The sequence below is a fragment of the Micromonospora purpureochromogenes genome (assembly GCF_900091515.1).
GTDB classification, from domain to species: Bacteria; Actinomycetota; Actinomycetes; order Mycobacteriales; family Micromonosporaceae; genus Micromonospora; species Micromonospora purpureochromogenes.
Window position 1 is genome coordinate 736,179 of sequence record NZ_LT607410.1, and the last position, 14,238, is coordinate 750,416.

The following is a 14,238-nucleotide window of genomic DNA, read 5'->3' on the forward strand; positions in this document are numbered from 1 at the left end:
CGACATGCCGCACCCGGTGGCCCCGGCCGAGGCGGGGGGCTCAGGTCGTACCCCCGTCGGTCGGATCGTCGGCGGCCAGCGAGCGACGGGCGGCGGCCAGCACCTCCGGGTCCGCGCAGCCGGCGGCGTAGCCGGCGATCCGGCGGCGGATGTCCCGGGTGAGCAGCCAGACGCCGACCCGGTCGGCGACCGGCCGCAGGAACGCCGGCCGGCAGCGGAAGCTGTACCGCCAGGTGGCGACGGTGTGGCCCGGCTCTTCAGCAGGTGCGAACCGCCAGCCGCCGGCGAACATCTCGAAGAACCACGGCCCGCGCACCATCTTCATGCCGACGTTCCTCGGCGGCGCGAACGAGACGTACTCGCTGACCATGACCAGGCCGTGGCGGGAGCGGGTGAAGGTCCGCACCCCCTTGCCGGGGCGGGTCGCCCCGTCGGTGAAGTGCTGCTCCCGGACGAACGGGTCCCACCGGTAGCGCACCGGCGCGGTGGTCTGCGACACCGCGAAGGCCAGCTCGGGCGGGACCGGGACGGTCGCCACCGCCTCGACGACCGGCATCAGCGGCGCGGGGTGACGGTGGCCAGCAGCTCCGGCATCCGCCGGTCCAGCACGTCCCCGGCCAGGTACGAGCCGAGCAGCGCCGCCCCCAGCCCGTACGCCAGGCCGAGGGGCAGGGCCAGCCAGAGCCAGGCGTCCCCGAGCAGCGCCGCGGCCACCACCATCGGTACCGCGGCGGCCGCCGAGGCGACCATGGACAGCAGGGTGAGGAAGCTCTTCGCCACCCCCGCCCCGGTGTTCATCGCGAACGGGTTGCTCGTCTCCGGCAGCGAGTACGCCCCGAGCACCGACACGAACCCGTTGATCGCCAACCCGGCCCCGTACGCGGCGAGCAGCGCGCCCCCGGCCACCCCGATCCAGCCGGGCTCGCCCACCACCAGCGCGATCACCACCGACACCACGCCCAGCATCGGCACCACGTACACCGAGAAGGCCGTCATCCGGGCGCGCAGCTCCAGCCGACCGGGCACCCCGGCCACCACGTTCGCCGCGTACGCGCTGCCGTCGAAGCCGAACTGGTTGGCCAGGGTGACCGAGGCGAGCACCCCGACGAAGAGCATCGACAGGCTGAGCAGGACCGGCGACGAGTCGCCGGCGGTGAAATCCGGGCCGTCCTCGGCGGCGAACTGCGGGCCGCCGAGGTTCACCATCACCGGCACGAAGACCCCGACCACCGCGATGGTGATCAGGTTGGCCCGGCGCCGGGCGTCCCGCCACCAGTAGCGCGCCTCCCGGGAGACCAGCGCGCCGAACCGGTCCCGGCGCGTCCAGGCCAGCGCCCGGGGGAAGAGTTGCGCGACGACCCCGCCCGCCGGCCCGCGCCGGCCCTTGGCCGGAGCGGCGCTGGCCGCGCCGACCATCGCCGACTCCAGCGACCGCGACCACCACAGCAGCAGCAGGCCGATGGTCACCGCCGTGATCAGCAACTTCACCGGTACGGCCCAGGCCCGCCCCTCGGCCACGTCCACGCCGACCGTCCAGGGCGCGCCGAACGGGGTCCAGCCCACCACCTCCGCCACCCCGGTCAGCCGGTCCCAGTCGGCCTCCCGCACCGCCGCCAGCACCGCGATCTGCAACGGCCCGAGCAGGGCGGCGACCACCGCGAGCAGCACGGCGGCCAGGTCGCGTACCCGGCGGGACCGCAGCATGGTGGCGAACGCGCTGGTCACCGCGCGGCTTGCGGCGACGCAGAGCAGCAGCCCCGCGACCACCCCGACGGCCGCGACCAGCCCGGCCGGCCACCCGCCCAGCGCGGCGGCGGTGACCACCAGCCCGGAGACGGCGAGCAGCACCGCGAGCACCGGGACGCTGACCAGCGCCGCCCCGAACAGCCCGGCGACCAGGGTGCGGCGGGGCAGTGGCAGCAGCGCGAACCGGGCCGGGTCCAGGGTCTCGTCCACGCCGAAGAAGACCAGTGGCAGCAGCAGCCAGCCGAGTACCAGCAGCCCACCGCCGAACGCGGCGGTCAGCAGCGCGTACCGCGGCTCGCCGGCGAAGCCCGGCGCGGCCAGCGCCAGGAAACCACTGGCGGCGAACCAGAGGCCGACCAGGACGCCGATCACGAAAATCGCGATCCGCCAGCCCTGACCCCGGAAGTTGTTGCCCATCACCCGCAGCTTGAGCCGGACGAAGTGCCGGGCGGAGACCCGCCGGACCGGTTCGGCCGGGACGGTCACCGCGACAGCCACGACAGTTCCTCACCGGTCGCGGTGCGGCCACCGACCACCTCGACGAAGACCTCCTCCAGGGACCGGTCCCCGCGCACCTCGTCCAGGGTGCCGACCCGCTTGATGGTGCCGTCGGCGAGGATCGCCACGTGCGAGCAGAGCCGCTCGACGACCTCCATGACGTGGCTGGAGAAGACCACCGTGCCGCCGCCGGAGACGTACCGCTGGAGGATGTCGCGGATCAGCGCGGCGGAGACCGGGTCGACCGCCTCGAACGGTTCGTCCAGCACCAGCAGCCGGGGGCCGTGCAGCAGCGCGCAGGCCAGGCCGATCTTCTTCTTCATGCCGGCCGAGTAGTCGACCACCAGGGTCCGGCCGGCGTCGGTGAGCGCCAGCACGTCCAGCAGTTCGGCGGCCCGCTGGTCGACCACCGCCGGGTCCATCCCACGCAACAGACCGTGGTACGCCAGCAGCTCCGCCCCGGTGAGCCGGTCGAAGAGCCGTACGCCGTCCGGAAGCACGCCGAGCAGCCGCTTTGCGCCCACCGGGTCGGCCCACACGTCGTGCCCGAGCACCCAGGCCCGGCCGTGGTCGGGCCGCAGCAGGCCGACCGCCATCGACAGCGTGGTGGTCTTGCCGGCGCCGTTCGGGCCGAGCAGCCCGTAGAAGGAGCCGGCCGGGACGGCCAGGTCGACGCCCGCCACCGCGACCTTGCCGTCGAACTGCTTCGCCAGGCCGCGCAGCGCGAGCGCGGGGTGCCCACCAGTCATGCGTCCGACCGTATCCGGGCCGGACCAGCCGACGCTCCGGCCGCAGGATGATCCCGCGTCGTCCCCGGGACGTACCTGCCCCTAGTCCAGACCGGCCGCCACCGACGGGGTCACAGCCGCAGCGCCTCGGGGGCGTGCAGCCGGAGCATGGTGGCCCCGACATCGGCCGGGGCCCGTCGGCGGGTCGCCATCGAGACGGCGACCATCACGGTGAAGGCGAGCGGCACCGTCCAGGCGGCCGGCTGCGCGATGAGCGTGGCCGGCCAGCCGGACAGCGGTGGCCCGAGCACGGTGACCAGGACCGCCCCCACGGCCGCCCCGCCGCCGACCAGCACCCCGGCCGCCGCGCCCAGATCGGTCAGCCCACGCCACCAGATGCCGAGCACCAGCAGCGGGCAGAAGCTGGACGCGGCGACCGCGAAGGCCAGCCCGACCACCTGGGATACGTCCAGCCCGGAGACGTTGAGCGCGAGCACCGCCGGCACCCCGCCGGCGATCACCGTGGCCAGCCGGAAGCCGCGTACCGAGCCGCGCCCGAGCACGTCGGTGGAGATCACCCCGGCGACGCTGGTGAGCAGCCCCGACGAGGTGGAGAGGAAGGCCGCGAAGGCGCCCGCCGCGACCAGCGCGGCGAGCAGCCGACCGGTGGTCCCGTCGCCGAGCGCGGCCCCGGGCAGCAGCACCACCACCGCGTCGGTCTGCCCGGTGACCAGCAGTTGTGGCGTGTAGATCCGGCCGAGCACGCCGTAGATGGTGGGCAGCAGGTAGAAGACGCCGACCAGGGCGAGCACCACCAGCGTGGTGCGCCGGGCGGCCGCGCCGTCGGGGTTGGTGTAGAAGCGGACCAGCACGTGCGGCAACCCCATGGTGCCGAGGAACGTGGCCAGGATCAGCGAGTACGTGGCGAAGAGGCCCCGGTCGTCGTCCCCGGCGGTGTCCGGCAGCAGCCAGTCAGCCGCGTCGGTGGCCACTCCGGACACCTCGGGCACCGGTTCACCGGCGGCGAAGTCGAGGCGGTCGCCGGGGCGTACCTCCCGGATCGTGCCGTCGGCGAAGGTGAGCGCCGCGCGGTGCTCGACCACGACGGTGGTCGCGGTCCGGAACGCCGGCCCGTCGGGCGGGGTCACCGTGGGCCGGGCGTCGGCCTGCCACTGCAACGCCAGGAAGATCGCGGGTACGGCCAGTGCGGTCAGCTTCAACCAGTACTGGAAGGCCTGGACGAAGGTGATCGCCCGCATCCCGCCGAACGCCACGTTCGCGGTCACCACGATGGCGACCAGCAGCGCCCCCACCGGGTACGGCGAGCCGGCGACCGTGGCCAGGGTCAGCCCGGCGCCCTGCAACTGCGGCACCAGGTAGAGCCAGCCGATGAAGATCACGAAGACGGTGGCCAGGGTGCGCAACCGGCGCGACCCGAGCCGCAGTTCGCAGAAGTCGGGCAGGGTGAACGCGCCGGAGCGGCGCAGCGGCGCGGCCACGAAGAGCAGCAGGGCGAGGTAGCCGGCGGCGAAGCCGACCGGGTACCAGAGGACGTCCACGCCGTACTTGAGGATCAGCCCGGCCACGCCGAGGAAGCTGGCGGCCGAGAGGTATTCCCCACCGATCGCGGCGGCGTTCCAGGTCGGACTCACCGCGCGGGAGGCGACCAGGAAGTCGGAGGTGGTGCGGGCCAGCCGCAGCCCGTAGAAGCCGATGCCGAGGGTGACCAGGGTGACCGCCACGATGGCCGGGACGACGTAGCCGTTGCCCATCTCAGCGCTCCGGCCGCTGGACCAGGTCGGTGAAGTCCTGCTCGTTGCGTTCCGCCAGCCGCACGTACGCCCAGCCCACCGCGATCAGGAACGGGAAGGAGGCGAGCCCGAGCAGCAGCCAGGGCAGGTTGACGCCGAAGACGGTGACCCGGCCGACGGCCGGCGCGATCGCGAACAGCCAGGGCAGGCCGCCGAGCCCGATCAGCACGACCAGGCTCATCCGCAGCGCGAGTGCCAGCTGGGCCCGGACCAGGCCCCGCACCAGCGCCTCGCCGACCCGGGTCTGCTGGGCGAGTTCGACGCGGGTGCGTTCGGCCCGGCTGTCCCGGCGGGACACCTCTGCCAGCACGATGCGCGCCCGCCCGGGTGGCTGTGGCGCCCGAGGGGCCGGTACCGGATCGTCGGCAGCGGTCACCTGGGCAGTCTCGCCTGCTCAGCGCGGATGTCAAGGGTGTCCACCGGGGTTGTGGACAACCTGTGGAGAACGCTTCACCCCTGTGGACAACGCATCGGTCGAACATTAAGACAGCATTAAGTCCCCGCGCGTTCACGCCTGGTGTTGTGGCGAGGTATGTCCTTGCCGGTATTGATCCCGCCCCCTACGCTGAGGCAGCAATTCCCTGTTTCCTCTTCATCCACGGGGTTTCTATGCGCAAATTCCGCACTCTGCTCGGCGCGACTCTCGCCGGGGCATGTGCACTGGCCGTGGTGCCGGGTACGGCATCCGCGGCTCCCGCCGCCGCGCCGCAGTTGGCGACGGCGGATCTCGCCGACACGACCGGGGCCTACTACGAGGTCTCCCCGGCCCGTCTGATGGACACCCGCTCCGGCCTAGGTGGTAAGACCGGAAAGATCGGCCCGCTGAGCAAGTTCGACCTCCAGGTCGCCGGCCGGGGTGGCGTACCGGCCGCCGGTGTCGGCGCGGTCGTGCTGAACGTGACCATCACCGGCCCGACGATGGACAGCTTCGTCACCGCCTACCCGGCGGGCGAGACCCGGCCCGACGCCTCGTCGGTCAACTTCGCCAAGGGCTGGCTGGGCTCCAACAACGTCACCGTGAAGCTCGGCGCGGGCGGCAAGGTCTCCGTCTACAACCGCAACGGCTACACCGACGTGGTGGTCGACGTGGTCGGTTACTACGCCAAGGACAACTCGATGACCAACCGCAACGGTGGTCAGTACGAGTGGTACGCACCCGAGCGGGCGTTCGACACCCGCGAGGACCCCGAGGGCAAGCCGCCGGCCGGCACCACCCTCGAATACGCACTGGACTTCGGGCCGGAGCGCAACCCGCACATGCGGACCCTCGTCACCAACCTCACCGCGGTGGCGCCGGCGAGCGCCGGCTTCCTCACCGCGTGGTCGGGTGCCACCGCCAAGCCGACCGCCTCCACGGTGAACTACGGCGCAAGCCGCAACGTGCCGAACACCGCGTTCATCCAGACCACCCCGTGCACCGGTGCCGAGCCGGGCCAGTGGTGCACCCTGGGCTCGCGGAAGTTCAAGATCTTCACCTCGGCCTCCGCCCACGTCCTGGTCGACGTGGTCGGCGCGGTCGACGACGGTTTCTCGGAGTGGGGCATGCGCTTCGCGCCGATGAGCCCGACCCGGATCGTGGACAGCCGCATCAACCTGGGCACCCCCGGCGCCCTCGGCGCCGGTAGCGTCCGTCGCGTGACCGTTCCCGGCACGCTGGTCACCGACACCACCGGCGTGGCGGTCATGAACGTGACCGCGGTGAAGCCGACCAACAACACGGTCATCACCGTGTGGCCGGCCGACATCCCGGAGATCCCGAAGCCGAGCACGAGCAACCTGAACCCGTACGCCAACCAGGTCGTGTCCAACGCGGTGCTGGGCATCATCGAGCCGAACAACGCGTTCAACGTGCACAACCTCTCCGGCACCACCCACCTGGTGGCCGACATGGTGGGCACGTTCTACTACCCGGCTGCTCCGGCGGCCACGCTCTCCGGTGACGCCGGCAAGAGCCAGCCTCAGTTCGTGGGCGCCTCCCACCGCTGAGCACCCGGACCATCGAAAGGCGCCCCGGCCGTCGGCCGGGGCGCCTTGTCGCTCACATTGATCACGGCCCCTCCTCGGGGCCGACAATCCTTCTTTCTCTTCGGGGTGTTCATGCGCAGAATCCGCACTCTCCTCGGCGTCACCGCCGCCGGGGCATGTGTGCTGGCGGGACTGCCGAGCGTCGCGCTCGCCGCGCCCACCGCGCCGTTCAAGGTCCTCACCGTCGACGTGGGCGACCAGACCGGCGGCTACCCGGTCTACCAGTCGGGCGTCTATGACACCGGCAACTCGAACCTTTCCCTGACGCCGGACTCGCTGGACCGGGTGTCCGTCTACGCGTACCAGCAGAGCTCCTACGTCAATCTCAGGACCGAGCCGCCCACCGGGCAGAAGTGGGTCGAGGGGCAGACGTACCGCGCCGGCGAGCTGGCCGACGGCACCTCCGCCGGCCTCAGCCTCGCGTCCGACGGCCGGGGCTGCGGAAACACCAGCGGCTCGATCACCGTCCGGGAGGTCGGCCGGAACCTGGAGACCGGCCTGATCGAGAAGTTCGCGGCATCGTACGACTACAGCTGCCCGGGCGGCACCAACAGCGGCATGATCAGCGGCGAGCTGCGCTGGGACTCCTCGGTGGACTACGTGGTCGCCCACGGCTCGCCCAACCCCGTCTCGTTCGGGTTCCAGGAGCTGGCGACGCGTAGCGCGGCCAAGACGGTCACCTTCACGTCGGTCGGCAGCAAGCCGATCACCTTCGGTGCCGCCAGCATCGGTGGCCCCACCCCCGACTCGTTCAGCGTCACCAGCTCCAACTGCAGCGGCCGGACGCTCGCCCCGGGCGAGACCTGCACGGTCTCCGTGGTGACCCACCCGGTCAAGGAGGGCGTCCACACGGGCAGCCTGCTGCTCGCCGACGACAGCTCCACCGGCACCCGCCGTGTGCAGCTCTCCGTGGAGGCCTTCCGCGGCGTCACCGGCATGTACTACCCGATCTCCCCGGCCCGCCTCATGGACACCCGAACCGGCCTGGGTGCACCGAAGGCCCGGATCGGCGCCGGCAAGAAGGTCGACCTGCAGGTCGCCGGCCGTGGCGGGGTGCCGAGCAGTGGGGTCAGCTCCGTGGTGCTGAACGTGACCGTCACCGGTCCGACCGCCGCCAGCTTCCTCACCCTCTATCCGGCCGGGCAGAGCCGGCCCACCGGATCGTCGATCAACTTCCCGAAGTACTGGCTCGGCTCGAACAACGTGACCGTGAAGCTGGGCTCGGGCGGCAAGGTGTCGGTCTACAACCACGCCGGCTCCACCGACGTGGTGGTGGACGTGGTCGGCTTCTACGCCGGCAACAACTCCATCTCCAGCCGCGGCTGGGGCAGCCAGTACCAGTGGTTCAAGCCCTCCCGCCTCTGGGACAGCCGTACCGACGGGGGTGCCCTGCCGGGCGGCTACTACACCGACGGACCGGTCGACTTCGGCGCGGACTTCAGCCCGCGGGTGCAGGCGCTGGTTCTCAACATCACCGCCGTCTCGCCGAAGAAGGCCGGTTTCCTCACCGCCTGGGACGGCGTGGGTGACGTGCCCAAGTCCTCGACGGTGAACTACGGCGCCGGCAAGGTGGTGCCGAACCTGGCCGTGGTCAAGGTTCGCCAGGAGTGGAACAGCAGCAAGGGCTACTCCCTTCCGTGGTTCGCGGTCTACACCTCGCAGACCTCGAACATCGTCATCGACCTGGTGGGCGTGATGGACGACGGCACGGCCCCCGACGGGCTGCGGTTCACGCCGCTGGCCCCGACCCGGATCGTGGACAGCCGGATCAGCCAGGGCATCGCCGGCGCCGTGGGTCCCGGTGCCGTCCGTAAGGTCACCGCCCCGGCCAACCTGGTCACCGACGCGACCGAGGCGCTGGCGATGAACGTCACCGCCGTGTCGCCGACCAACAACACGGTAATCACCGTCTGGCCGGCCGACTACGGCATGAGCAAGCCGTCGGCCAGCAACCTCAACCCCGCCGCCGGACAGACCGTGTCCAACGCGGTGCTGGGGGTCATCGGCCCGCTGGACGCCTTCAACGTGCACAACCTCTCCGGCACCACCCACCTCGTGGCCGACGTGGTCGGTACCTTCTGGCTCTACCCGGGTACGGCCAGCGCGGCGACGCTGACCCGGGCGGCTGCCACCGAGCGGCCCGAGGTGGTCGACTCGGCGCAGCGCGTCACGCGACGCGGCTGACCCGCGGGTGCGGGCGTCCCGGCAGGCCCCGGGGCGCCCGCACCGCACCCTTCGTTCCTTCTTCCTTCCACGGGGTCTCCATGCGCAGAATTCGTACCCTTCTCGGGGTGGCAGTCGCCGGGGCAAGCGTGCTGGCGGGGCTGCCGGGCGTCTCGCTCGCCGCACCCACCGCGCCGTACACCGCCCTCACTGTCGATCTCGGCGAGCACCGGACCAGACCGGTCAAGCAGTCCGGCGTCTACGATCCGAGCAACGCCACCATGGACGCGGCGGCCGGCGCCGACGACGTCTTCCGGATCACCGCCTCGCTGCCCGACACGTCTTACGTGCGGCTCGACGCCGCGCCCCCCACCGGGCAGAGCTGGACGGCCGGTCAGACGTACGAGACCGCCAAGGGGCGGGACTCCGTCCGGGCCCGCCTGGCCCTCAACGACGAACGAACCCTCTTCTGCACCACGGCGACCGGCTCGCTCACCGTGCGGGAGGTGACCCGGGACGCGACCACCCAGGCGGTGACCGCCTTCGCGGCGAGCTACGTGTACCACTGTGACGGCGACCCGGCGGCGCTCACCGGCGAGATCCGCTGGAACTCCTCGGTGGACTACGTCGCTGCGCTGCCCGACCCCACCACCGCGGACTTCGGCAAGCTGGACCTGGGGGACCGGCCCACGAAATCCCTGATCGTGCGCTCCCGGGGAAGCCTGCCCGTCACCTTCGGCGGCGCCGGCCTGACCGGCGCCGGCAGCGGTGACTTCGAGATCGTCTCGAACTACTGCTCGAACCGGACGGTAACGGTGGGGAACGGTTGCCTGCTGTCCGTCCGGCCGAAGTCGACTCGGGGCGGCCTGACGAGCGCCGTCCTCCGTCTGCCGGCGGACACGGTCGCCGGTGAGCTGGCCATCCCGGTGCGAGCCGACGTCGTCGACGGGGCCAAGGGCGCCTACTTCCCGGCGTCCCCGGCCCGGCTGATGGACAGCCGCTCCGGGCTGGGTGCGCCGAAGGCCAAGCTCGGCCCGGGCAGGACGGTCAACCTCCAGGTCGCCGGGCGCGGCGGGGTGCCGGCCTCCGGTGTGGGCGCGGTGGTGCTGAACCTGACCGTGACCGGGCCGACGAGCAACAGCTTCCTCACCGCCTACCCGGCGGGTGAGCAGTTACCCACGGCCTCGTCGATCAACTTCGCCAAGGGCTGGCTGGGTTCGAACAACGTGACGGTCAAGGTCGGCGCGGACGGCAAGGTGTCGATCTACAACCGCAACGGCTACACCGACGTCGTGGTCGACGTGGTCGGCTTCTACGCCGGCACCAGCCTCACCCCCGCCGGGTTCACCAAGCGCGGCCAGTACCAGTGGTTCGAGCCGTACCGGATCCTCGACACCCGGACCACGGGCAAGGGCCCGCTGCCCGCGGGCTCCGCGGTCGCCGGCTGGGTCGACTTCAAGGCCGACGTCTTCGGCGACTTCAACCCCCACGTCCAGGCGCTGGTCCTGAACATCACCGCGGTCAGCCCGCAGCAGGCCGGTTTCCTCACCGCCTGGTCCGGTGAGGGGAGCAAGCCGGTCGCCTCGACGGTCAACTACGGCGCGGGCAAGGTGGTGCCGAACCTGGCGTACGTGCAGACCGTGCCCTGCCCGTCCGGCGGCTGCGGCGGGGCCACCGGCGCCCCGCGCTACCGGGTCTTCACCTCGGCCACCTCGCACGTGGTGGTCGACCTGGTCGGCGTGATTGACGACGGCACCGTCACCGACGGCCTGCGGCTGCGGCCGTCGGCACCGAAGCGGATCGTGGACAGCCGGATCGGCCAGGGCCTGGTGAACGCGCTGAGCGCGGGCGAGACCGACAAGGTCACCCTCGACTCGCACGACGGCATCCAGGAGGACGACCAGGTGCTGGTGATGAACATGACCGCGGTGAGCCCGGAGAAGAACACGGTGCTCACCGTCTGGCCGGCGGACGCCGGCATCGCCAAGCCCTCGGCCAGCAACCTCAACCCGGCCGCCGGGCAGGTCGTGTCAAACGGGGTGCTGGGCGTGCTCGGCCCGAACGGGGCCTTCAACGTGCACAACCTGTCCGGGCAGACGCCGCTGGTGGCCGACCTCGTGGGCACCTTCTACCTGTACCCCGCCACCGCCGGCTCGACGCTGGCTGGCCAGTCGCGTCAGCAGGTCACCGCGACCGGCGTGACGGAGTACGCCCGCGGCTGACGGGACACCGTTGACGAAGGGGCGCGCCGAACCTCCGGCGCGCCCCTTTCCGTTGTCCCCACCACCGGTGGGTACCGGGCTTGCTGTCATCCGTCGATCCTCCTAATCTGAGCCGGCCAATCCCTCTCCTGTTTCCTCCACGGGGTGTTCATGCGGAATATCCGCACCATTCTCGGCGCGCTCGTCGCCGGGATCTGTGCCTCGACCGTGCTGCCGGCAGGAGCGCTCGCCGCGCCCACCGCTCCGTACACGGTCCTCACCGTCGACGTGGGCGACGCCTACGGCAAGCCGGTCAAGCAGTCCGGCGTCTACGACGGCACCAACTCCACCGTGACCGGTCGCGCGTACGGCACCGGGGGCGTGAGCATGGGCGCGAGCGGCCTGCCGGGCGGCTCCACCATCGCCATGTGGATCACGCCGCCGACCGGCACGCCGACCTTCACCGCCGGTCAGACCTACCCGACCGTCGGCTCCGGCGACGCTACCCACGCCGGCCTGAACATCTCCTCGGACAACACCGCCTGCAACGGCACGTACGCGTACGGCAGCCTCACCGTCCGAGACGTCGCCTACGACGCCACGGGGGCGGCGACCGTCTTTGCCGCCGCCTACGAGTTCCACTGCTCGCCCAACGCCGGAGCGGTCACCGGTGAAGTGCGCTGGAACTCCGGCCTCACCTATGTCGGGGCGGTTTCCTCGCCCGCGCCGCTCGACTTCGGCCGGGTCGCCATCGGCGGCTACATGGAGAACGCCTCGGCGAGCTTCGTCGTGAAGGGCACCCAGGACAGCGTCTTCGGGGCGGCCCGGATCTCGGGGGCCCACGCGTCGTCGTTCGAGATCATCGGCAACAACTGCTCCGGCCGGACGTACTGGTCGGGCGAATCGTGCGTCGTCAGCATCCGGCCGAACGCGCTGCGTTGGGGCGACTACACCGCCAACCTGGAACTGGACGACAACAGCGCCTACGGCAAGCGCGTGGTGCCGCTGAAGTTCACCGCTTACGACACGGTGATCGGCATGTACTACCCGCTGGCGCCGCAGCGCCTGATGGACACCCGTTCCGGCCTGGGCCGGCCCGCCCCCGGCCCGGTCGGTGCCGGGCAGGCCGTCGAGCTCCAGGTGACCGGGCGAGGCGGGGTGCCGGCCGGCGGCGTCGGCTCGGTGGTGCTGAACGTGACGGTGACCGGGCCGACGGCGAGCAGCTTCCTCACCCTCTACCCGTACGGGGAGTCCATCCCGACCGCCTCGTCGATCAACTTCCCGGCCGGCTGGCTCGGGTCCAATAACGTGACGGTGAAGCTCGGCGCCGGCGGCAAGGTGATGATCTACAACCGCAACGGCTCCACCCACGTGGTGGTCGACGTGGTGGGCTTCCACGCCGCCAGCGACACGGTGAAGAGCAGCCTCGGCTGGGGCGGTCATTACCATCCCGTCGAGCCGGCCCGGCTCATCGACACCCGGCCCAATCCGTTGGAGGCGGGTCAGCAGATCCAGAGCCAGGTCGACTTTGGCCCGGCCAGCCCGCACGTGAAGGCGCTGGTCCTCAACATCACCGCAGTCAACCCGGCGAAGGCGGGCTTCCTCACCGCCTGGGCGGGTGGCCCGCCGGTGCCGACCTCCTCGACCGTCAACTACGGCGCCGGCAAGGTGGTGCCCAACCTGGCCTTCGTGCAGACCCGCCCGTGCACCGACTGCGGTCCGGCGTACGCGGTTCCGGACTTCACGATCTACACCTCGCAGCGGACCGACCTGGTGGTCGACCTGGTCGGAGTGATCGACGACGGCTCGTTGCCGGACGGGCTGCGGTTCAGCCCGTTGAGCCCCACTCGCATCGCGGACACCCGGACGAACTTCGGGATGGGAGGGCTCGCTGCCGGTGACATCGGAACGATCACCGCGCCGCCGTCCGTGGTCACGGCGGACACCGAGGTGCTGGCGATGAACGTGACCGCGATCGCGCCGACGAAGAACACCGTGCTCACCGTCTGGCCGGCCGACGCCGGCATGGCGAAGCCGGGCGTGAGCAACCTCAACCCGGCCGCTGGGCAGACCGTCTCCAACGCCGTGCTGAGCGGGATCGGCCCGAAGGACGCGTTCCATGTCCACAACCTCACCGGGACCGTCGATCTGGTCGCCGACGTGGTCGGTCGGTTCTATCTGTACTCGGGCACGGCCAGCACGACCACGCTTGCCGCACCGCAGCCGCTCACCGTGCGGGGCACCACGAGCGCCCGCGGCTGACACCGGTCCGGAAGGGCGCCCCGGTCTCGGCCGGGGCGCCCTTCGACGTGTCCGGGACCGGGCCGGTGCGGACCATCACCCGCACCGGCCGGTCCGTCACTCGAGGCCCACCCGCACCGGGCGGGCGGTGGCGGAGCCGAGCCAGGTGTGCGGGTTGCCGTACCAGCACCAGCCGAGCTTCGGCGCGCCCTGGCTGATCCAGAGCGCCGGCACCCGCTTGTCCCCACAGCGGGACCCGACCAGCGAGAAGCACCGGTTGCTGGCCAGCGCGGCGGGGAAGTGGGTGATGAAGGCGGTCCCCTCGTCGATGGTGAGCGGCAGCCGGTCCTGGGCGGTCATCTGTTCCATCGCGGCGGCCGGGGCCAGGTTGCGGAACTCCTCGCCCCGGTCGACGTCGAAGAGCAGGTACGCCGGTCCGGCGGGTGCCTCCAGTTCCTTGATCGGGTCGAACCTGGGCAGGTCGTCGAGGGGGAAGTTCCGGTCGAGGAAGCCGGGCTTGCGCTTGCCGACCAGCGTGGTGAGCGCCAGTCGGTCGGGCACCGGGACCAGGTCGCGGGTGGTCACCAGCAGGAACGGCACCCGAGCCTCGGTCGGGGCGGGCAGCCCGGCCGCGCCGCTGACCGCGGCGTCCCGCAGCGGGGTGACCAGGTCACGGAAGGCGGCTTCGGTGAGCCCGGCGAGCTCCGGGTAGCCCAGGCGGATCAGCCCGTCGAGCTGGCGGTCGAACTCGGTGGCGGGGTCGAACACGGTCACGGTTGGCCTCCCGTTGTCGTATGGCCTACCGTACAGTGTACGAGATTCCAC

At 71.6% G+C, this 14,238-nt stretch carries 10 protein-coding genes; 4 read left to right on the forward strand and 6 right to left on the reverse strand.

From position 1 onward, the window contains the following. Positions 1–40 precede the first annotated feature (40 nt). The 5 genes from GA0074696_RS03485 to GA0074696_RS03505 all read right to left on the reverse strand — a co-directional run bounded on the left by GA0074696_RS03485 (position 41) and on the right by GA0074696_RS03505 (position 5,159). Positions 41–556, reverse strand: a complete 516-nt coding sequence (locus tag GA0074696_RS03485; RefSeq protein ID WP_088959756.1) for an SRPBCC family protein — start codon at positions 554–556, stop codon at positions 41–43. Further along, positions 556–2,244, reverse strand: a complete 1,689-nt coding sequence (locus GA0074696_RS03490) for an ABC transporter permease (RefSeq protein WP_088959757.1) — start codon at positions 2,242–2,244, stop codon at positions 556–558. Before GA0074696_RS03490 ends, GA0074696_RS03485 begins: the two co-directional genes overlap by 1 nt. After that, entirely contained in the window at positions 2,229–2,993 is a 765-nt protein-coding gene (locus tag GA0074696_RS03495) for an ABC transporter ATP-binding protein (protein ID WP_088959758.1), read from the reverse strand. Before GA0074696_RS03495 ends, GA0074696_RS03490 begins: the two co-directional genes overlap by 16 nt. A gap of 110 nt (positions 2,994–3,103) precedes the next feature. Continuing rightward, entirely contained in the window at positions 3,104–4,744 is a 1,641-nt protein-coding gene (locus GA0074696_RS03500) for a sodium/solute symporter (RefSeq protein ID WP_088959759.1), read from the reverse strand. Position 4,745: 1 nt separating this feature from the next. Beyond that, positions 4,746–5,159, reverse strand: coding sequence for a DUF485 domain-containing protein (locus GA0074696_RS03505; RefSeq protein ID WP_088959760.1), 414 nt, complete (start codon positions 5,157–5,159; stop codon positions 4,746–4,748). Positions 5,160–5,392: 233 nt separating this feature from the next. On the opposite strand from GA0074696_RS03505, the gene GA0074696_RS03510 reads away from it, so the two are divergent. The 4 genes from GA0074696_RS03510 (at position 5,393) to GA0074696_RS03525 (ending at position 13,434) form a co-directional block, all read left to right on the forward strand. Then, positions 5,393–6,769, forward strand: coding sequence for a hypothetical protein (locus tag GA0074696_RS03510; RefSeq protein ID WP_157745784.1), 1,377 nt, complete (start codon positions 5,393–5,395; stop codon positions 6,767–6,769). Between the two features lie 111 nt (positions 6,770–6,880). Further along, a complete protein-coding gene (locus tag GA0074696_RS03515; protein WP_157745786.1) occupies positions 6,881–8,992 on the forward strand; it encodes a choice-of-anchor D domain-containing protein in 2,112 nt (703 codons plus the stop codon). Positions 8,993–9,099: 107 nt separating this feature from the next. Then, positions 9,100–11,193, forward strand: a complete 2,094-nt coding sequence (locus tag GA0074696_RS03520) for a hypothetical protein (protein ID WP_157745788.1) — start codon at positions 9,100–9,102, stop codon at positions 11,191–11,193. Positions 11,194–11,337: 144 nt separating this feature from the next. After that, positions 11,338–13,434 carry a hypothetical protein gene (locus GA0074696_RS03525; RefSeq protein WP_088959764.1) on the forward strand — a complete coding sequence of 699 codons (2,097 nt, stop codon included), beginning with the start codon at positions 11,338–11,340 and terminating at the stop codon, positions 13,432–13,434. Between the two features lie 96 nt (positions 13,435–13,530). Here the strand turns inward: GA0074696_RS03525 and GA0074696_RS03530 are convergent, their stop codons facing one another. Beyond that, on the reverse strand, positions 13,531–14,187 hold the full coding sequence (locus GA0074696_RS03530; protein WP_231925245.1) for a DUF5701 family protein: 657 nt from the start codon (positions 14,185–14,187) through the stop codon (positions 13,531–13,533). Between the last annotated feature and the right edge of the window lie 51 nt (positions 14,188–14,238).

What these genes read in the sequence shown, in the direction of transcription:
- GA0074696_RS03485 (WP_088959756.1), bottom strand. Translation starts at nt 556, where the DNA reads ATGCCGGTCGTCGAGGCGGTGGCGACCGTCCCGGTCCCGCCCGAGCTG.
- GA0074696_RS03495 (WP_088959758.1), bottom strand. Translation starts at nt 2,993, where the DNA reads ATGACTGGTGGGCACCCCGCGCTCGCGCTGCGCGGCCTGGCGAAGCAG.
- GA0074696_RS03500 (WP_088959759.1), bottom strand. Translation starts at nt 4,744, where the DNA reads ATGGGCAACGGCTACGTCGTCCCGGCCATCGTGGCGGTCACCCTGGTC.
- GA0074696_RS03510 (WP_157745784.1), top strand. Translation starts at nt 5,393, where the DNA reads ATGCGCAAATTCCGCACTCTGCTCGGCGCGACTCTCGCCGGGGCATGT.
- GA0074696_RS03515 (WP_157745786.1), top strand. Translation starts at nt 6,881, where the DNA reads ATGCGCAGAATCCGCACTCTCCTCGGCGTCACCGCCGCCGGGGCATGT.